Origin of the sequence: Brevundimonas sp. (assembly GCF_044336875.1) — a bacterium.
Classification (GTDB): domain Bacteria; phylum Pseudomonadota; class Alphaproteobacteria; order Caulobacterales; family Caulobacteraceae; genus Brevundimonas.
This window is the reverse complement of the sequence record NZ_JBIIOP010000002.1, coordinates 94,861-113,437: the sequence shown is the minus strand read 5'-3', so window position 1 is coordinate 113,437 and position 18,577 is coordinate 94,861. Positions and strand designations below refer to the sequence as shown.

Below are 18,577 nucleotides of genomic sequence, written 5' to 3'. Positions count from 1 at the left end.
ACCCGACCGTGACCCTCGACGACTTCGAGCCCGAGCTTCCGCAAGACCTGTACGACGGCCTGATCGCCGTCGGCGAGGCCGCGCGCGATCTGGATCAGCCGTGGTGGATCTTCGGCGGTGCGGCCATGGCCCTGTACGGCCTGACCGAGATCCATGTGCCAGACATCGACGTCCTGTGCGCCCCGCGCGACGCCCGCGCCCTGCTGGCCGGGCTGGACGGCCAGGTCGTGCCCGATCCGGGCGAGGGCCTGTTCCGCTCGGCCGTCTTCGGCCGCGCCCACGACCAGTCGATCCTGATCGAGGTCATGGCCGGGCTGGAGGTCCGCAACGGCGGCGACTGGGCCGAGGTCGCCTTCGCCTCGCGCCGTCAGGTCTTCGTCGACGACACCCCCCTGTTCGTCCCGGACATCCGGGACCATATCGCCCTCTACCGCCTGTTCGGCCGCCCCAAGGATCTGGCGCGCGTGGAACAGCTTGAACGACTGATCGCCTGATGCCCTTCCCCTATCAGATCACCGCCACAGAAGGCCGCGCCCGCACCGGCGTGCTGAAGACCTCGCGCGGCGACATCCGCACCCCCGCCTTCATGCCGGTCGGCACCGCCGCCACGGTCAAGGCCCTGACCACGGATCAGGTCGCCTCGACCGGCGCCGACATCCTGCTGGGCAACACCTATCACCTGATGCTGCGTCCCGGCCCGGAGCGGATGGAGCGTCTGGGCGGCCTCCACAAATTCATGGGCTGGAACAAGCCCATCCTGACCGACTCGGGCGGCTTCCAGGTCATGTCCCTGGCCGGCATCTCCAAGGTCAAGGAGGAGGCCGTGACCTTCTCCTCCCATATCGACGGCTCCAAACACGTCCTGACGCCCGAACGCTCGATCGAGATCCAGGCCGACCGGATCGGCGCCGACATCTCGATGCAGCTGGACCAGTGCGTCGCCTATCCGGCCGAGAAGGACGCCGCCCGCAAGGCCATGGAGTTGTCGATCCGCTGGGGCGCCCGGTCCAAGGCCCGGTTCGGCGAACGCGAGACCCAGGCCCTGTTCGGCATCCAGCAGGGCTCGACCTTCGAGGATCTGCGCCGCCAGTCGTCGGAACAACTGCAGGAGATCGGCTTCAACGGCTACGCCATCGGCGGTCTCGCCGTCGGCGAAGGCCACCAGGCCATGTGCGAGGTGCTGGACTATGCGCCGGAATTCCTGCCCGCCGACCGACCCCGCTATCTGATGGGTGTCGGCAAGCCGGTCGACCTGGTCGAGGCGGTCTATCGCGGCGTCGACATGTTCGACTGCGTCCTGCCCACCCGTGCCGGCCGCCACGGCCAGGCCTGGACCTGGGACGGCCCGCTGAACCTGAAGAACGCCCGGTTCGCCGAAGATCAGGATCCACTGGACCCCGCCATCCCCTGCCCGGCCTCATCCGGCTATTCGAAGGCCTATCTGCACCACCTGATCCGCGCCGACGAGATCCTCGGCAAGGTCCTGCTCAGTTGGCACAATATCGCCTTCTACCAAGCCCTGACGGCGGCGATGCGGGCGGCGATTTCCGAAAACCGGTTCGAGCAGTTCCGCCGCGATTTCCACGCCCGGCACACGTCGAACGGCTGATCTCCCTCCACCTCTCTCCGTCATCCTAGGGCTTGTTCCTAGGATCCATACTCCCGGTTTCCACGGCGGCGCACTCTGCGGATACACCGGGCGTATGGATCCTCGCCACAAGGGCGAGGATGACGGCCAAATGGGATGCGCCCTACCGCGCCCTCGGCCTGAACCAGCTCGGCGCCGCCGGCGGGGCGCAGTTCCGCTGCATCCCGATCCCCTTCAGGAAGGCGCGGCGCATCCGTCCGGCCTGGATGGCGGACTGGACATGGCGGCTGTGCTGCTCGGCCCCGCTCAGGCGCCGGATCCAGCTTCGTCCCGGAATGAAGTCGGTCGCCGTGCCGCGAATCGCATCCAGCGTCGCCTTCGCCGCCGCATCGGCCGCCTGTTCGCTGCGATAGGAGCCGTCCTGACGCGGCGGCTCGTCGGTGTCGGGCCCCAGGGCCTCGTCCAGCCGCGCCACCTCGGCGCCGATGGTCGTGCACTGGTTCAGATTGCGCAGATCGTAGGGATTGGCCTCGGCCTGCAGCAGCACGGTCGGGATCTGCTGACGGCGCAGGTTGAAGTCGTCCAGCGGCGCAGTCACGGCCGCCCCCAGTCCCGCGCTCACCTGTTCGGCCCCGCCCATGGCGGAGCGGCCGGCGTTACAGCTTGCGAGAAGAACAGCGACCCCGAGGGCCACAAAAAGAGTCGGCTTCATCCGGTCCTTAGACCATGCGAAGCCGCTGCGATCAAAACAGCTCGAACAGTCCCACGACCACGATGGCCCAGGCGGCGACACTGAACACCAGACCCAGCGCAAGAGCCTGCGCGAAGTCGAATTCCTGATTCTGATTCTGTCTCATGGTCCGCTCCCTAAAGTCTTTTTTGGTTATGACTCTTGGTAACCCGATCGGAAGGCAAACCGCAATCAGGGGCTTTACGGATTATCTATCTTCAAAATGTCGCCTTCGCTCCCGATGGCCGCACCGGCGCCTGCCTGGGTCAGGCGGTCAGGTCACGCGCCATCAGCATGGCCCCGTCCAGACCTGCGTGTTCGAGCGCCGCCGGAACCAGATAGCCGCCCTCGCCCATGACAACCGCCGATCCATAGCCGTTGACCCAACGCCGCGCCGCCGCCTCGACCTCCGCGATCAGGCCCGGCGTCGACATCACCCCGCCGCCGAAGACAATCCGGTCGGGCGCCCAGGCGAACAGCAGGCCGGCGACCAGTTGCCCCAGATAATCAGCCACGAAGCTGCGGATTTCATCCGCGTCTTCCAGATTTCGTCCCGCAAGCCGCGCCTGAACCGAAGGCCCCGCCGCCAGTCCCTCGACACACTCGGCATGAAACACGCAGGCGCTGGCCTGAGCGTCTCCGGACGCGCGGCGCACGAACAGATGGCCGATCTCGGGATGAAGCGCCCCCTTCAGCGTGCGGCCGTCCACGCACAGGCCGCCGCCGATGCCTGTGCCGACCGTGACATAGGCCACAGCCCGCGCGCCACGCCCGGCGCCCAGCCTCGCCTCCGCGACAGCGGCGGCGTTCACGTCGGTGTCCACGGCGAAGGGCGCGTCGAAATGATCGGCCAGGGTCTTCGAAAGATTGAAGCCGGCCCAACCCGGCTTGGTTGTCGCCAGCATGGCGCCCCGCTCGGGCGACGCCGGATCGACCATCAGGGGACCGAAACTGGCCAGACCCAGTCCGGCGACAGGGCGTCCGTCCACCGCCGCGATCAGGGTTTCGACCGCCGTCTCCGGTCGTCCGGTCGCAAACCGGCCCTCGTCCAGCACGACGCCGGCCGAGTCCTCGATCCGCCACACGATCTTGGTCCCGCCCGTCTCGACCGCGAAGAAGACAGGCTGGCTCATGTCGCGCTCCGGGTCAGGAGAGAATGGTACGTCCTCTCGGGCTCGAACCGAGGACCCTCTGATTAAAAGTCAGATGCTCTAACCAACTGAGCTAAGGACGCACCGTAGGCGCTCAGGTCGATGCCCGAACCGCCGAAGGGCGCCTTCTGTTGCAATCCGCCCTTCCGGTCAAGAGCGGGTCTGCTACTCAATGTGGATGCAACCGCTGAACGGACTGCGCATCCTCGAATTCGACGGCCTGGGGCCGGTGACCTTCGCCGGCATGATGCTGGCCGACATGGGCGCCGAGGTCCTGCGCCTGAGCCGAGACGCCTCGGCGGGTCAGGCGCCCTTCGCCGAGGTCGGCGGGGCCCTGCTGCACCGGGGCCGGACCGCAGCGCCGGTGGACCTCAAGTCCGCAGCCGACCGTGACCGCATCCTGCGTCTGGTGGATGGCGCCGACGCCGTGATCGAAGGCTTCCGCCCCGGCGTCATGGAACGGCTGGGCTATGGCCCCGAGACCTTGCAGGCGCGCAGGCCCGCCCTAGTGTTTGGCCGCGTGACCGGATGGGGCCAGACCGGGCCTCTGGCGGATCAGGTCGGGCACGACCTCAACTATATCGGCCTGTCGGGGGTGCTGCACGCCATGGGCGAGGCGGACCGTCCGCCCACGCCCCCGCTGAACCTGGTCGGCGACTACGGCGGCGGGGCCATGATGTTGGTCGTCGGCGTGTTGGCGGCGCTGATCGAGGCGAAGACAACCGGCCGCGGCCGGGTGGTCGATGCGGCCATGACGGACGGCGCCGCCTTGCTGGGCGGCCTGTTCCAGGCCCTGCGCGGCCAAGGCATGTGGAGCGATCGGCGCGGCGCCAATCTGCTGGACGGAGGCGCGCCCTTCTATCGCTGCTACGCCTGTCGCGACGGCGGCTTCGTCGCGGTTGCGGCGCTGGAGCCGCGATTCTACGCCGCTCTGTTGAAGGGGCTGGAATTAGATCCAGACGACGCCCCCCAGTATGATTTCGCCGCCTGGCCTGCTCAGCACGCTCGATTTTCCACCCTGTTCGCAACGCGGGACCGCGACGACTGGGCGACGCATTTCGCCGGGACAGAGGCCTGTGTCACCCCCGTGCTCAGCCTGTCGGAAGCGCCGACCCATCCGCACAATCAGGCGAGAGGGGTTTTCGCCGGCGGCCTGCCGGTCTCCACACCCCGTTTCGACGGGACCGCGCCGCCTCTGAAAACCCCCAAGCCGCAGATTTCGCTGGAAGAGGCCTTGGCGAATTGGAACGCGGAGGCGGGATGACCCCCGAAGTTTTCGGCGCTATGGAACGGGGCGGCGCCAGGGGCGTTGCAAGGGTCGATACCCGGGGAATTTTCTTGATGAGACGCTCGATCTTCGTTCTGGCCGCGACGGCGCTGGGTGCGCTGGCGCTCGCAGGCTGCGACGACTTCCAGTCCAGTTCGCGGGACGATTACGCCGACGCGCCCCCCGTCCAAGAAGAGGCCCCCGCCGCAGAGGATTCGGCCGAGCCGGTCGTCGCGCCGGAGGTGACCGACCCCACCCCGACGGCTCCGCCCCCCGAAACCCTGCCGCCGGAAGAGCGGTCGTCCGAACAGTCGGTCCAGCCCGAAAGTGAAACCCTGTTCTATTAAGGCGCTCCTTACCGCCGCCCCATACGACTGCGAGGGCGCATGACGGCCCACTGGAGTCCGCGCCCTTGACGAAAGCTAGAGTTTGACGTTCCGGCCCGCCCTGTTTCTCGCCGCCCTGGCGACCTGCAGCCTTCTCGCCCAGGCCGCCGCCGCCGATCCTCGCGCCCAGATCCGGGGCGACATGGACGCCGAACTGCGCCGGATGCTCGAACGGGCGGTCGGCGAAGTCGACGGCGCCCCCGAAAGCCGCTTCGAGGCCCGCCGCCGCGCCAGAGGCGCGATGTCGGCCGCCGAAGCCCTGCTGCGCTCGGAAGGCTATTACCAGCCCGTCCTGGAGGATGTGGTCGAGGGCGAGGATAATCCGTCCGCCATCGTCGCGGTCACGCCCGGCCGCCGCTTTCTGCTGACCCAGCCGGCCATCGCCTGGGTCGATCCCGCGCCCGACGCCGAAAGCGGCGCCAACGCCAACGCCGCCATCGGCCTGAAGGCCGGCGATCCGGGCCGAGCGGTCGACGTCATCGCCGGCGAGGGCCGCGCCGTGGCCACCCTCGTCCGCGACGGCTATGCCGACGCAAAGTCCGATCCGCGCCGTGTCGTTGTCGATCACGCCGCCTTCACCGTCGCGCCCCAGTACAACATAAACTCCGGCAGACTGGTCCTGCTGGACGGGGTGGTGATGCAGCGCACCGGCCGCACCAATCCCGACTGGGTCGCGGGCCTGGCTCCGTGGGAAGAAGGCGACCGCTACGATCCCGAACAGGTCGCCGAACTGGAACGCCGGCTGCTGGACACGGGAGTCTATGACGGGGTGGGCGTGGCCCTGGCGCCGATCGACCAGACCAATGCCGACGGAAACCGTCCGGTCGTGGTCAACCTGACGGACCGCCCGCGCCGCATCATCGAGGCCGGCGCCACCTGGTCGACGGCGGAAGGCACGGGCGTCGACTTCATCTGGACCCGCTACAACCGCTTCGGCCGGGCCGACACCCTGCGGCTGGAAACCCGCTGGGCCGACATCGACAGCCGGATCGGCGCCGATCTGTCCCTGCCCCACTGGCGTAAGCCGAACCGGACGCTGAAGCTGAGCGCCGGCGTGGTGCGGGAAGACACCGACGCCTACGAGCGCACCGCCCTGGTCCTGGGCGCCGAGTTGCAGCAGCGGATCGGCCGCACCTCTTACTTCAACTACGGGATCGGCCTGGACGCCGGCCGGTACAACGAGAACCGCTACGACTACGCCTCCATCCCGCCGCAACCCGTCAGCTTCGACCGGGATCTGGCGATCGTGACAGGCCGGACCAGCGCCTATATCGACAACTCCAACGACCCGCTGAACCCGACCAGGGGCTGGCGCGTGACCGCCTCGGTCCAGCCGACCGCCGTGGCGGGCGAGGACACGGTCCTGTTCCTGCGCACCGAAGGCCAGGCCACCGCCTATCTGCCGATCCAGGATCAGGCCCGCACCGTACTGGCCGGCCGCGTCCGCATCGGCTCGATCATCGGCGGCGGTGAATTGACCACGCCTTCGGACCGCCTGTTCTATTCCGGCGGCGGCGGTTCGGTGCGCGGCTATTCCTACCAGGGCGTCAATCCTGAGCTGCCGGACCAGACCCCGCGCGGCGGTCTGTCGCTGTTCGAAACCTCGCTGGAGGTGCGTCACGACATCGGCCAGGCCTTCCAGGCCGTGGCCTTCGTGGACGCCGGCGCCGTCGGCTTCCAGGAGACGCCCAACCTCAGCAACATGCGCTACGGCGCCGGCGTCGGCGTGCGATACAAGCTGCCGTTCGGCCCGGTCCGCGCCGACATCGCCGTGCCTCTCGACAAGCGCGAGGGTGACGCGGCCTTCCAGATCTACATCAGTATCGGGCAGGCGTTTTGACCGAAGTTCCGCCCGAAGACGTGCCTGAGACCGCCCCGCCGGAAGAAACCGCCGCCGAGGTGCGCAAGAAGCGCAGCCTGCTGCAACTCGCCGCCCTGATCGTTGGCGGCGTGGTCGGCGGCCTGCTGGTCCTCGTCGTCATCGCCCTGATCGGCGGGCGGATGTATATCGTCTCCGACGCCGGGCGCGACCTGGTCACCGGCTTCGTCCAGGGCCAGAAGATCAGCCGCTACGGTCGGATCAACGTCTATGGGCTGAAGGGCGACCTGTTCGACGACTTCACCCTGGACCGGGTCACCGTGACCGACCGCGACGGCGTCTGGCTGGACGCCCGCAAGGTGCGGGTAGACTGGTCCTATTGGCCCCTGGTCACCCGTCGATTCCATGCCTCCGAGATCAGCGCCGACGTGATCCAGGTCATCCGCCGCCCGATCCTGGACGCCCCCAGCGGTGCGCCGGGCGGGCCCCAGCCGATCGACGTGGACATCGACAAATTCTCGGCCCGGATCGAACTGCTGGAAGGCTTCTCCAAGGAATACGGCCGCTGGAACCTGGCGGGAGACGTCAGCCTGCCGCGTCGCGGGGCCAAGAGCGCCACCCTCAACGCCGACAGCCTGAACCGGCCCGGCGACTATCTGCGGCTGGCGGCGACCTTCGGCGGCAAGCTGGAGGAGACGCGCATCAATTTCCGGGCCAACGAGGCCCAGGGCGGCCCCCTGGCCGGGGCCATGGGTTATTCGCCGGACCAGCCCTTTTCGGCCGTGGCCCTGCTGAACGCCGACATTGTTCACGCCAAGGTCCAGACCGGCCGGTTCGTCCCCCTGACCGTCGACGGCAGGTTCGGCGAGGACGGCTCGCGCGTGTCCGGCTTCTTCGACTTCAGCGGCTCGGACCTGTTCGAACCCTTCGTCGAACGGGTCGGCCGCACCGCCCGCTTCGGCTTCGCCATGGTCCCCGCCAAGGACAAGGCCTACCAGGGCGTGGGCTGGAAACTGGTGTCTGACAATATCGCCTCCGAGGCGCGCGGCCTGATCCGCATGTCCGACCGCAGTTCGCCTGACGGCGTCAGGCTGGACATCCAGGCCGCCTCGCTCAGCCGCCTGGTCGGCTCGGATATCGCCGGCCCCGCCGCCTATTCCGGCCTGTTCAAGGGCGACGCCCAGACCTGGACCCTGGCCGGCCGCGCCACCCTGCTGAACGCCAACCTGGCCAGCTATCGCGCCACCCGCATCTCCGGCCCGCTGAATGTTCAGGTCAAGGACGGCCGCATGGACTTAGACGGCGATATTCGCGCCAATGGCGGCTCTTCGGAAGGCATCATCGGCGGCCTGCTGGGCGCCGAGCCGCGCGTCCAGATGGAGGCGACGCGGATGAAGGACGGCGCCCTGCTGCTGGAGAAGGTCGACCTGCTGGGCCAGGGCCTGACGCTGAAGGGTTCGGGCGGGCGCAATCTGCTGGGCGGGATGAACTTCCGCGGCGACGCCCAACTGACCGACGCCTCGCGCATTCTGCCCGACGCGGGCGGCGCCTTCGGCGGCCCGATCCGCGCCTCGTCGGCGAAGACGGGCGCGCCCTGGGTGCTGAACTTCGACGGCCGCGGCCGCAACCTGACCATCGGCATGGAAGAACTGGACCGCCTGCTGGGCAAGACCCCGCGCCTGGAACTGGCGGGCAAGCTGAACGGCGGTCGGATCGAGGTCGATCGCGGCGAACTGACCGGCGCCAACGGCCGCGCCGGGGCCAAGGGCCTGATCGAGACGGCCGGCCAGTTGCGTCTGGCTCTGGACTGGAACGCGCGCGGTCCCTTCGCCGCCGGTCCGGCCGAGATCGACGGAAACATGAACGGGCGCGGCGCCCTGACCGGCACCCTGTCCCAGCCGCGTGTCGACCTGACCGCCGGCTTCGACAAGGTCACGGCCGGCGCCCTGACCCTGAACAACGCCGACCTGATCCTCAGCTTCCGCAAGGGGGCCGACGCCTCGGACGGCCGGATCACCGTGACCAGCGGCTCCAACTACGGGCCGGCCAAGGCGGCCGGGAACTTCTTCCTGGGCGGCAAGCAGATCCGGCTCAGCGACATCGACCTGAACGCCGGCGGCGTGACGGCCCAGGGCTCGGTCGCCCTGTCGAACAACATCCCCTCCAGCGCCGACCTGAGCTTCACCGCCCGCACCGGCGCCTTCCTGGCCTCGGGCGAGGCCAACGGCCGGGTGCGCCTGACCGACGGCGGCGGATCGGACAGCGCCATACTGGACGTCAGCGGCCGCAATGTCCGCCTGGCGGGCCAGAGCTGGATCATCCGCACCATCGATCTGGACGGACGCGGCACGCTGAACAACCTGCCCTTCACAATGGCGCTGGACGTAGGCGGCGGGGTTCCGGCCCAGTTCAACGGCACGGGCGTCTATTCGCGTCAGCCCGACAACGCCCAGACCCTGACCCTGCGTGGCGGCGGCCGGGTGCGCGAAGTGGCCTTCACCACCCGCAGCCCCGCCTCGATCACCCTGGACGGGGCCAGCAAGTCGGCCCACCTGGACCTGGGCGTCGGCGGCGGCGTGCTGCTGGCCGACCTGCGTCAGGACGCCCGCACGGCGGTCATCCAGGCCGACCTGACCAGCGTCGATCTGCAGACCATCTCGCCCGAGTTGCGCGGCCGCGCGACCGGCCGGGTCGCCCTGCGCGGCGCCGGCGACGATCTGTCCGGCTCAGCCAACGTCACCCTGCAGAACATCCGCAGCATTGACGCCCCACGCGGCCTGGCCGTCGACGGTCAGCTTGACGCCACCTTGGTCAACAACAGCCTGACCATTAAGGCCACCGCCGACGACGAGGGCGCCGTCCAGGCCTCGGCCGACCTGACCCTGCCCGTCGAGGCCTCGGCCGCGCCGCTGCGTCTGGCCATCGCCCGCCAGCGGCCCATGTCCGGCAATGTGTCGATCAACGGCCAGATCCAGCCCATCTGGGACCTGTTCCTGGGCGGCGAACGCAGTCTGGCAGGACAGGTGGCGGGCCAGGCCACCATCGCCGGCACCCTGGCCGCGCCGCGCCTGAACGGCCGGTTCGACCTGACCCAGGGCGCGTATCGCGAGAACGCAGTGGGTCTGGTGCTGGGCGACCTGACCCTGCGCACCAGTTTCGACGACACCACCGCCCTGATCGAGACCTTCTCAGCCAACGACACCGCAGGCGGCACGGTCAGCGGCCAGGGCCGGATCGGCCTGCGCGAAGGCTCGGGCTCCACCGCCCGTCTGACGCTGAACCGTTTCCGTGTCATCGACAACGACATCGGCGAGGCCCGCGCCTCCGGCCCCATCACCATCGTTCGCGGCAACGACGGCAACGTCCAGCTGTCGGGCCAGATCAATGTCGACGAGGCCCGTATCGAGCCGGAAGTGCCCGGATCGACCGGCATCGTCTCGATGGACGTGGTCGAGATCAATCGCCCCGGCGGCGACCCGGTCGAGACAGAGGCCCGCCAACGCGGGCCGCAGATCGGCATGGACATCAGCCTGCGCTCGACCGGCGGCAAGGTGCGGGTCAGCGGGCGCGGCCTGAACGTCATCCTGGACGTCAACGCCCGCGTGCGCGGGACCATCGCCCAACCGCAACTGACCGGCTCCGCCAATGTGGTGCGCGGCGACTACGAGTTCGCGGGCAAGCGGTTCATCTTCGACGATGACGGCCGGGTCACCCTGTCCACCGATCCGAAACAGATCCGGCTGAACCTGTCGGCGACGCGCGAGGATACGGCCCTGACCGCCTCCATCGACGTGACCGGCACGGCGGACCAGCCCAAGATCGCCCTGACCTCGACCCCCGCCCTGCCCCAGGACGAGATCCTGTCCCAGGTGCTGTTCGGCCGCTCGGCGTCTCAGCTGTCGCCGTTCGAGGCGGCCCAGCTGGCGGCGGGCGTCGCGGCCCTGGCCGGCGGCGGCGGCTTCGACGTGATCGGCAATCTGCGTGAACTGGCGGGGCTGGACCGGCTGTCCTTCGGCGGCGAGGCCTCGGCCGTGACCGTCGCCGGCGGGCGCTACATCACCGACGACGTCTATCTGGAGGTCATCGGCGGCGGCGAAGGCGGGGCGGCGGTCAAGGTCGAATACCAGCCGCGCCGCAACCTGGCCCTCAGCTCGCAGTTCGGCGGCCAGGGCGACACCAGCCTGTCGATCCGCTGGCGCCGCGAGAGCCGCGAGGCCGGCGACCGTCGGGACCGGCGCCCGAACCGCAGCCCGAACTAGAGAACTTCGAGCACCGTCTCGACGGGGCGCCCGATCCGGGCGCCCTTGTCGGTCTCGACGATGGGCCGCTCTATCAGGATCGGCTGGGCCATGGCCGCCGCCAGGATCGCCTCGTCATCGGCGCCGGCGTCGAGCAGCGCCTTGGCCTCGGCCTCCTTTTTGCGCAGCAGGCCTGACAGGCCGAGGCCGGTCCCGGCCGCCAGCCGCTCCAGCGTCGCCCGATCCCAGCCGGTCTTCAGATATTCGACCACCGTCGGCTCGACGCCCTTCTCCCGCAGCAGGGCCAGGGCGTTGCGCGAGGTGCCGCATTTGGGATTGTGGAACAGGACGACCGCCATCAGGGCTCTCTCTTCAGACGATGCAACAGCATCGCGCCCTGCAGGGACGCGACATAGATGACGGCGGAGACGACGGATGTCGGCCAGGTGATCGCCAGAATCCACAGCGGCAGATCCGGCGACGGCATCGTGCCCAGCAGCCGCATCCCGGCGTTGGCCACCAGGCTGTAGACGATCATGGCCAGCATGATGATCGGGATTACCCGCGTCATCAGCTTCCACTGAACGACAGCCAGCGCGCCGTAGAGCACGACGGAAAAGATCGCGCCGAAGCCGATCATATAGGGCCACACGACCTTCATGACTTCCTGCTGCATCGCGACCTCCTGCGACGACAGGTTCATCCGCGCATATTCGGCGCTCATGGCCGTCTCGAACCAGCCGGAACTGAAAATCCACCAGGTCGGGATCAGACCGACGACCAGGGCAATGCCCAGACCGATCACCATCGACCGCGCCGCCCGCTGCGCCTCGGCCATGCCGCGCGGCAGGACGAAGGGGTTCATGGCCCTCAGCCACAGATCGATCGTCGAACGCTTCATCACGGACCTCATGTTGGCGCGGACCCTAGCGATGATCGTCCGTCACTTACAGGCCCGACCTTCACCTTTGTCACGGCTGCGTCTAGGGTCCGGCCGATGCGGATTCTGACCTCGGACCAGGCCGTCCTCGACCACGTCGCCGCGCGACGCGAGGCCATCATCGGCCGCACCATAGACTGGGCGAACCTCAACTCCGGCAGCCGCAACGCCGCTGGATTGAACGCCGTGCTGGACGCGCTGGAGGCGACGGCCCGCGCCCTGCCCGCCACGGTCGAACGCCTCCCGACCCAGGGCTCGACCACCGTCGCCGACGACGGATCGGTGCGGACCGAGGCCCATGCCGACGCCCTGAAGATCACCGCCCGGCCCGAGGCCCCGATCCAGGTCGTCCTGACCGGCCACTACGACACCGTCTTCCCCGCCGACAGCCGGTTCCAGACCGTGACGTCCCGCCCGGACGGCGCCCTGAACGGTCCCGGCGTCGCCGACATGAAGGGCGGGATCAGCGTGCTGCTGGCGGCGCTGGAGGCCTTCGAGACCCATCCCGACCGTCACGGCGTCGGCTGGACCGTCCTGCTCAGCCCGGACGAGGAGATCGGCTCGCCCGCCTCCGCCCCCCTGCTGGCCGAACTCGGCGCGCGCGGCCATGTCGGCCTGACCTACGAACCGGCCCTGGCGGACGGCACCCTGGCCGGGGCGCGCAAGGGCAGCGGCAATTATCATCTGATCGTGACGGGCAAGGCCGCCCACGCCGGCCGCGCCTTCGACGAGGGCCGCAACGCCATAGCCGGCGCCGCCATCCTGGCCGCCGCCCTCCACGCCCTGAACGGCCGCCACGAGGGCGTCACCGTCAACGTGGCCAAGATCTCCGGCGGCGGCGCCCTGAACGTCGTCGCCGCTGACGCCGTGGTCCGGTTCAACGTCCGCGTCCCGGACAAGGCCGCCGCCGACTGGATCGACGCCTCGGTGCGCGAGATCGCGGCGACGCCGCCGTTCGAGGGGCTGAGCCTGCACCTGCACGGCGGCTTCACCCGGCCGCCCAAGCCGATGGACGCCGCCCAGACCGCCCTGTTCGAGGCGGTGAAGGAGGCCGGCGCCCTGCTGGGTCAGCCCATCGCCTGGAAACCGTCCGGCGGCGTCTGCGAAGGCAACAACCTGCACGCCGCCGGCCTGCCCAATATCGACACCCTGGGCGTCCGGGGCGGCGACATCCACTCGGATCAGGAGTTCGCCTGGCCCGACAGTTTCGTCGAACGCGCCCAGCTCAGCGCCCTGATCCTGTGCAAGATCGCCTCGGGCGAGATCGACGCCGCCAAGCTGAAGGCTCTGCGGCTGGAGACCCTGTAGAATGCTCGTCGTCCGTCCCGCCGGTCCCGCCGACCTCGACCATCTGCTGGAGCTGGCCATCCTGTCCGGCCCCGGCTTCACCAGCCTGCCCGAGGACGCCGACGCCCTGTCCGACCGGCTGGACCTGAGCCAGGCCAGCTTCCGGGGCGAGGTCGCCCGGCAAGAGGCCTGGTACACACTGATGCTGGAGGACGCCTCGACCGGCGACATTGACGGCGTCGGCTCGGTCAAGGCGACGGTCGGCCTGAAACGGCCCTTCTTCTCGTTCCGCGTCGTCAACAACACCGTCCAGTCGCCGTCCCTGGGGGTCAAGCTGGACCACCAGACCCTGGTCCTGGTCAACGAATGCACCGGCTGGACCGAGGTCGGCTCCCTGTTCCTGAAGGCCGACCGGCGCAAGGGCGGCGCCGGCCGCCTGCTCAGCCAGTCGCGTTACATGCTGATCGGCGCCCAGCCCGATCTGTTCGCCGACATGGTGCTGGCCGAGTTGCGCGGGGTGTTCACCCCCGACGGCGCCTGCCCCTTCTGGGACCATGTGGCGCACAAATTCTTCCCGATGGAGTTCGACGACGCCGACCGGATGAGCGGCTCCACCGACAAGCAGTTCATCCTCGACCTGGCCCCGCGCCATCCGATCTACACCGAGCTTCTGCCCGAACCGGCCCGCGCCGTGATCGGCAAGGTCCATCCCCAGGGCGTCCCCGCCATGGCCCTGCTGGAGAGCGAGGGCTTCCGCCCCAACGGCCTCGTCGACATCTTCGACGCCGGTCCGACCGTTTCGTGCGGCCGCGACAATATCCGCACCGTCCGCGACGCCCGCAGCCTGACGGTCGAGATCGCCGAAACCATCGAGACCGAACTGCCGGCCCTGATCTCGACCGACAGCATCGCCGCCTTCCGCGCCGTCCGCGCCAGGGCGGACATCGAGGGCGACGTCGTCCGCCTGACCGCCGAAACCGCCGCCGCCCTGAAGATCAGGGCCGGCGCCACCGTCCGCGTGAAATCATGACCGTCTTCAAGTCCACCGACCCCGCCACCGAAGCGACCAACTGGGAGGGCGAGGCCGCCTCCCCCGCCCAGGTCCAGGCCGCCGCCGACGCCGCCCGCGCCGCCTTCCCCGACTGGGCCGACCGCCCGCGTCAGGAGCGGATCGACGCCGTCAAACGCTATCAGGCCGTCCTGAAGGACCGCGCGCCCCAGATCGCCGAGGCCATCGCCCGCGAGACCGGCAAGCCGCTGTGGGAAACGAAAACCGAAGCCGCCGCCATGATCGGCAAGGTCGACATCTCGATCCGCGCCTATGACGAACGCACCGGCGAACGCACCAGCGACACGGCCTTCGGTCGCGCGACCCTGCGTCACCGTCCGCACGGCGTCGCGGCGGTGCTGGGCCCGTTCAACTTCCCCGGCCACCTGCCCAACGGCCATATCGTCCCGGCGCTTCTGGCCGGCGACACCGTCGTCTTCAAGCCGTCGGAAGAGACGCCCCTGGTCGGCCAGGTCATGGCCGAGGCCTTCGCCGCCGCCGACCTGCCCGAGGGCGTGGTCAATGTCGTCCAAGGCGGACGCGAAACCGGCGCGGCCCTGCTGGACGCCGGAATCGACGCCCTGATGTTCACCGGCTCCGGCGCGGCCGGCGCTCACTTCCGCCGCAAGTTCGCCGACGATCCCCATGTCATCCTGGCGCTGGAGTTGGGCGGCAACAATCCTCTGATCGTCTGGGACGCTGGCGACGCCGAGGCCGCAGCGGGCATCGCGGTCCAGTCCGCCTTCATCACCACCGGCCAGCGCTGCTCCTGCGCCCGCCGCCTGATCGTGCCGGAAGGCGCCCAGGGCGACGCCATCGTGGAAGCCATCGCCGCCCTGTCCGACCGCCTGGTCTTCGGCCCGTGGGACAGCGATCCCGAACCCTACGCCGGCCCGCTGATCTCGGCCCGCGCCGCCGAGGCCGCGCTGAAGGCCTTGCAGGAGCGGATCGATATGGGGGCCAAGGTCATCCGCGCCTCCGGCCCGGTCGCCAACCTGCCCGGCGCCTTCGTCAAGCCGGCGATCATCGACGTGACCGGCGTCGACGTCCCCGACGAGGAGATGTTCGCCCCCTTCCTGTCGGTGACGCGCGTTCCCAGCTTCGACGCCGCGATCCAGGCGGCCAACGCCACCCGCTACGGCCTGTCCGCCGGTCTGGTCAGCGACGATCCGGCCAACTGGGACCGGTTCATCCGCCGCATCCGCGCGGGCGTGGTCAACTTCAACCGCCCGACGACCGGCGCCGCCGGCGACATGCCCTTCGGCGGTCTGGGCGCCAGCGGCAACCACCGCCCCAGCGCCTATTACGCCGCCGACTACTGCGCCTATCCGGTCGCCAGTTTCGAGGCCGACGCGGTCGCCAATATCGAAGGCGAGATCAAGGGACTGCGATGAACACCGCCGTCGAAGCCAACGCCGACGGCCTGATTGGGCCGACCCATTCCTACGCCGGCCTGTCGCCCGGCAATCTGGCCTCCAGTCTGAACAAGGGCGAGGCCTCGAACCCGCGCGCGGCGGTGCTGCAGGGGCTCGACAAGATGAAGACCCTGGCGGACCTGGGCCTGCCCCAGTTCGTCCTGCCACCGCACGAGCGGCCGAACATCCCCTTCCTGCGAACCCTGGGCTTCACCGGATCCGACGCCCAGGTGCTGGAGCGCGCCTGGCGGACCGCGCCGTCGTTCGCCGCCGCCGCCTGTTCGGCCTCGCCCATGTGGGCCGCCAACGCCGCGACCGTGACGCCCAGCGCCGACGCCGCCGACGGCCGGGTGCATTTCACCCCCGCCAACCTGCACACCAATCTGCACCGCTCGCTGGAACATCAGCAGACGAAGCGCGCGCTGGACGCCCTGTTCCCTGACGCCAGCCGGTTCGCCGTCCATGACGCCCTGCCCGCCGTCGCGCATCTGGCCGACGAGGGCGCCGCCAACCATGTCCGCCTGTGCGCCACGCACGGCGGACGCGGGGTCAATCTGCTGGTCTGGGGCCGCGAGGCGTTCGAGCCGTGGGACGGCGCCTTCCCCGCCCGTCAGACCCGCGAGGCCTCGGAGGCCATTGTCCGCCGCCATGAGGCCGGACGGCCCGTTCTGACCCAGCAATCCCGCACCGCCATCGCCGGCGGCACATTCCACAACGACGTGGTCTGTGTCGGGGCGCTGGACACCCTGTTCTTCCACGAGCTGGCGTTCGAGGACACGGAGGCGACCAAGGCCGCCATCCGCCGCGCCGCCGACGGCCTGTTCGAGCCGCAGTTCGTCGAGGTCTCCAACGCCGACCTGCCGCTGGCCGACGCCATCTCCTCCTATCTTTTCAACTCCATGCTGATCCAGGTTCCGGGCGAGGACCGTCTGACCCTGATCTGCCCGACCGAGACCCGCGACAACGCCCGCAGCCACGCCGTGGCCCAGTCCCTGGCGGCCTCCAACGGCCCCATCGGCCGGGTCGAATATGTCGATGTGCGCCAGTCGATGCGCAACGGCGGCGGCCCCGCCTGTCTGCGCCTGCGCGTCGTCCTGACCGAGGCCGAACTGGCGGCGACCAACCCCGCCATGCGCCTGACCGACGCCCTGCACGCCGAGCTCTCGACCTGGGCGAACCGCTGGTACCGCGACCAGCTGCGGCCCGCCGACCTGGCGGATCCGGCTCTTTTGGATGAAACGCGCGGCGCTCTCGACGAATTGAGCAATATTCTCAAGCTTGGGGGGAGCTTCTATCCGTTCCAGGGTGTTTATGCGTCAAATGACCACACCCTCCTCCCCCCCGATGTCGCCCGCCCGTCGTCTTAGAAACATCGTCGGCGGGTCCGCCGGCAATCTGGTCGAATGGTTCGACTGGTACGCCTATGCGGCCTTCACCCTCTATTTCGCGCCGGTTTTCTTCCCCAGCGAAGACCCCACCGCCCAGTTGCTGAGCGCCGCCGCCGTCTTCGCGGTCGGCTTCCTGATGCGCCCCATCGGCGCCTGGATCATGGGCGTCTATGCCGACCGCAAGGGTCGCAAGGCCGGCCTGACCCTGTCGGTGACCCTGATGTGCACCGGCTCGCTGATCATCGGCGTGACGCCGGGCTATGACGCGATCGGTCTCGGGGCGCCCGCGCTTCTGCTGTTCGCCCGCCTGCTGCAGGGCCTCAGCGTCGGCGGCGAATACGGCTCCAGCGCCACCTATCTGTCGGAAATGGCCGAGCCGCATCGCCGCGGCTTCTGGTCCAGCTTCCAGTACGTCACCCTGATCTCGGGCCAGTTGATCGCGCTGCTGCTGCTGATCGTGCTTCAGAACACCCTCAGCGAGACGGCCCTGGCCGCCTGGGGCTGGCGCATCCCGTTCTTCGTCGGCGCCGCTCTGGCCCTGGTCGTCTTCTGGCTGCGTCGTCGCCTGGACGAGACCCACAAGGAATCGGACGTCAAGGACGCGCCGAAATCCAGCGCCATGCAGCTGATCCTGAAACACCCGAAGGAGGCCCTGATGGTGCTGGGCCTGACCGCCGGCGGCACCCTGGCCTTCTATACCTACACGACCTACCTGCAGAAATTCCTGGTCAACACCACGGGCTTCCCCAAGAACACCGCGACCGAGATCAGCGCCGCGGCCCTGTTCATCTACATGCTGCTGCAACCGGTCGTCGGCGCCCTGTCCGACAGGATCGGCCGCCGTCCGGTGATGATCGCCTTCGGCGTGCTGGGCGTGCTGTGCACCGTGCCGATCATGAGCCTTCTGGCCCATGTCGAGAGCCCGTTCGCCGCCTTCGGTCTGGCCCTGACCGGCCTGGTCATCGTGTCCGGCTACACGGCCATCAACGCCGTGGTGAAGGCCGAGCTGTTTCCCGCCCATATCCGCGCCCTGGGCGTCGCCCTGCCCTACGCCATCGCCAATGCCGTGTTCGGCGGCACGGCCGAATATGTCGCCCTGTGGTTCAAGGGCGCGGGCATGGAGAGCGTCTTCTTCTGGTATGTCACCGGCATGATCGGCGTGTCGCTGTTCACCTTCATCAAGATGCGCGACACCCGCCACAACAGCCTGATCACGCACGAATAAGAGCTGCTTGAGCGAGCGGCCTACATAGTTCATACGCCTACTGACATTTCATGTTGCCGTAGAGTATTGTGCCTTGTTGACGCCGCTTGTTCTGC

The 18,577-nt window shown here is 69.0% G+C and carries 15 protein-coding genes and 1 tRNA gene; 11 read left to right on the top strand and 5 right to left on the bottom strand.

The features are described from left to right. The first annotated feature begins 8 nt into the window (after positions 1 to 8). Both ACIQ1T_RS03910 and tgt read left to right on the top strand, forming a co-directional pair. The gene (locus tag ACIQ1T_RS03910; protein WP_395943220.1) at positions 9 to 494 is read left to right on the top strand and encodes a hypothetical protein; all 486 of its coding nucleotides are present in this window, start codon (positions 9 to 11) and stop codon (positions 492 to 494) included. Further along, positions 494 to 1,609 (top strand): tRNA guanosine(34) transglycosylase Tgt, encoded by a 1,116-nt coding sequence (tgt, locus tag ACIQ1T_RS03905; RefSeq protein ID WP_395943219.1) that lies wholly within the window; start codon positions 494 to 496, stop codon positions 1,607 to 1,609. The genes ACIQ1T_RS03910 and tgt overlap by 1 nt, the downstream gene beginning before the upstream one ends. A gap of 142 nt (positions 1,610 to 1,751) precedes the next feature. Here tgt and ACIQ1T_RS03900 read toward each other — a convergent pair whose 3' ends face one another. From ACIQ1T_RS03900 to ACIQ1T_RS03890, 3 genes are all read right to left on the bottom strand, one after another. Further along, the gene (locus tag ACIQ1T_RS03900) at positions 1,752 to 2,210 is read right to left on the bottom strand and encodes a hypothetical protein (RefSeq protein WP_395943218.1); all 459 of its coding nucleotides are present in this window, start codon (positions 2,208 to 2,210) and stop codon (positions 1,752 to 1,754) included. Positions 2,211 to 2,584: 374 nt separating this feature from the next. Beyond that, a complete protein-coding gene (locus ACIQ1T_RS03895; RefSeq protein WP_395943217.1) occupies positions 2,585 to 3,451 on the bottom strand; it encodes an ROK family protein in 867 nt (288 codons plus the stop codon). Between the two features lie 24 nt (positions 3,452 to 3,475). Beyond that, positions 3,476 to 3,552 (bottom strand) — tRNA-Lys (locus ACIQ1T_RS03890). A gap of 89 nt (positions 3,553 to 3,641) precedes the next feature. Here ACIQ1T_RS03890 and ACIQ1T_RS03885 point away from each other — a divergent pair. The 4 genes from ACIQ1T_RS03885 (at position 3,642) to ACIQ1T_RS03870 (ending at position 11,200) form a co-directional block, all read left to right on the top strand. Further along, complete coding sequence (locus tag ACIQ1T_RS03885) at positions 3,642 to 4,733, top strand: CaiB/BaiF CoA transferase family protein (protein ID WP_395943216.1); 1,092 nt, start codon at positions 3,642 to 3,644, stop codon at positions 4,731 to 4,733. Positions 4,734 to 4,810: 77 nt separating this feature from the next. After that, positions 4,811 to 5,083 (top strand): hypothetical protein, encoded by a 273-nt coding sequence (locus ACIQ1T_RS03880; protein WP_395943215.1) that lies wholly within the window; start codon positions 4,811 to 4,813, stop codon positions 5,081 to 5,083. Positions 5,084 to 5,165: 82 nt separating this feature from the next. Beyond that, on the top strand, positions 5,166 to 6,962 hold the full coding sequence (locus tag ACIQ1T_RS03875) for an autotransporter assembly complex family protein (RefSeq protein ID WP_395943214.1): 1,797 nt from the start codon (positions 5,166 to 5,168) through the stop codon (positions 6,960 to 6,962). 20 nt (positions 6,963 to 6,982) lie between these two features. Further along, positions 6,983 to 11,200, top strand: coding sequence for a translocation/assembly module TamB domain-containing protein (locus ACIQ1T_RS03870; RefSeq protein ID WP_395943213.1), 4,218 nt, complete (start codon positions 6,983 to 6,985; stop codon positions 11,198 to 11,200). Here the strand turns inward: ACIQ1T_RS03870 and arsC are convergent. Next, positions 11,197 to 11,538: an arsenate reductase (glutaredoxin) gene (gene arsC / locus ACIQ1T_RS03865; protein ID WP_395943212.1), complete on the bottom strand. Its 342-nt coding sequence runs from the start codon at positions 11,536 to 11,538 to the stop codon at positions 11,197 to 11,199. The genes ACIQ1T_RS03870 and arsC overlap by 4 nt on opposite strands. Next, complete coding sequence (locus ACIQ1T_RS03860) at positions 11,538 to 12,080, bottom strand: hypothetical protein (RefSeq protein WP_395943211.1); 543 nt, start codon at positions 12,078 to 12,080, stop codon at positions 11,538 to 11,540. Before ACIQ1T_RS03860 ends, arsC begins: the two co-directional genes overlap by 1 nt. 96 nt (positions 12,081 to 12,176) lie before the next feature. Between ACIQ1T_RS03860 and ACIQ1T_RS03855 the strand changes: the two genes are divergently transcribed. From ACIQ1T_RS03855 to ACIQ1T_RS03835, 5 genes are read left to right on the top strand one after another with little or no spacing between them, the layout of a single operon-like run. Then, the gene (locus tag ACIQ1T_RS03855; protein ID WP_395943210.1) at positions 12,177 to 13,427 is read left to right on the top strand and encodes a hydrolase; all 1,251 of its coding nucleotides are present in this window, start codon (positions 12,177 to 12,179) and stop codon (positions 13,425 to 13,427) included. A gap of 1 nt (position 13,428) precedes the next feature. Further along, the gene (locus ACIQ1T_RS03850; RefSeq protein WP_395943209.1) at positions 13,429 to 14,436 is read left to right on the top strand and encodes an arginine N-succinyltransferase; all 1,008 of its coding nucleotides are present in this window, start codon (positions 13,429 to 13,431) and stop codon (positions 14,434 to 14,436) included. Continuing rightward, entirely contained in the window at positions 14,433 to 15,848 is a 1,416-nt protein-coding gene (gene astD / locus ACIQ1T_RS03845) for a succinylglutamate-semialdehyde dehydrogenase (RefSeq protein ID WP_395943208.1), read from the top strand. Before ACIQ1T_RS03850 ends, astD begins: the two co-directional genes overlap by 4 nt. Then, positions 15,845 to 17,236 carry an N-succinylarginine dihydrolase gene (astB, locus tag ACIQ1T_RS03840; protein ID WP_395943207.1) on the top strand — a complete coding sequence of 464 codons (1,392 nt, stop codon included), beginning with the start codon at positions 15,845 to 15,847 and terminating at the stop codon, positions 17,234 to 17,236. The genes astD and astB overlap by 4 nt, the downstream gene beginning before the upstream one ends. Beyond that, positions 17,190 to 18,482, top strand: coding sequence for an MFS transporter (locus ACIQ1T_RS03835; protein WP_395943206.1), 1,293 nt, complete (start codon positions 17,190 to 17,192; stop codon positions 18,480 to 18,482). Before astB ends, ACIQ1T_RS03835 begins: the two co-directional genes overlap by 47 nt. Positions 18,483 to 18,577: the final 95 nt, after the last annotated feature.

What these genes read in the sequence shown, in the direction of transcription:
- tgt (WP_395943219.1), top strand. Translation starts at nt 494, where the DNA reads ATGCCCTTCCCCTATCAGATCACCGCCACAGAAGGCCGCGCCCGCACC.
- ACIQ1T_RS03895 (WP_395943217.1), bottom strand. Translation starts at nt 3,451, where the DNA reads ATGAGCCAGCCTGTCTTCTTCGCGGTCGAGACGGGCGGGACCAAGATC.
- ACIQ1T_RS03885 (WP_395943216.1), top strand. Translation starts at nt 3,642, where the DNA reads ATGTGGATGCAACCGCTGAACGGACTGCGCATCCTCGAATTCGACGGC.
- ACIQ1T_RS03880 (WP_395943215.1), top strand. Translation starts at nt 4,811, where the DNA reads ATGAGACGCTCGATCTTCGTTCTGGCCGCGACGGCGCTGGGTGCGCTG.
- arsC (WP_395943212.1), bottom strand. Translation starts at nt 11,538, where the DNA reads ATGGCGGTCGTCCTGTTCCACAATCCCAAATGCGGCACCTCGCGCAAC.
- ACIQ1T_RS03860 (WP_395943211.1), bottom strand. Translation starts at nt 12,080, where the DNA reads ATGAAGCGTTCGACGATCGATCTGTGGCTGAGGGCCATGAACCCCTTC.
- ACIQ1T_RS03855 (WP_395943210.1), top strand. Translation starts at nt 12,177, where the DNA reads ATGCGGATTCTGACCTCGGACCAGGCCGTCCTCGACCACGTCGCCGCG.
- ACIQ1T_RS03850 (WP_395943209.1), top strand. Translation starts at nt 13,429, where the DNA reads ATGCTCGTCGTCCGTCCCGCCGGTCCCGCCGACCTCGACCATCTGCTG.
- astD (WP_395943208.1), top strand. Translation starts at nt 14,433, where the DNA reads ATGACCGTCTTCAAGTCCACCGACCCCGCCACCGAAGCGACCAACTGG.
- astB (WP_395943207.1), top strand. Translation starts at nt 15,845, where the DNA reads ATGAACACCGCCGTCGAAGCCAACGCCGACGGCCTGATTGGGCCGACC.
- ACIQ1T_RS03835 (WP_395943206.1), top strand. Translation starts at nt 17,190, where the DNA reads ATGACCACACCCTCCTCCCCCCCGATGTCGCCCGCCCGTCGTCTTAGA.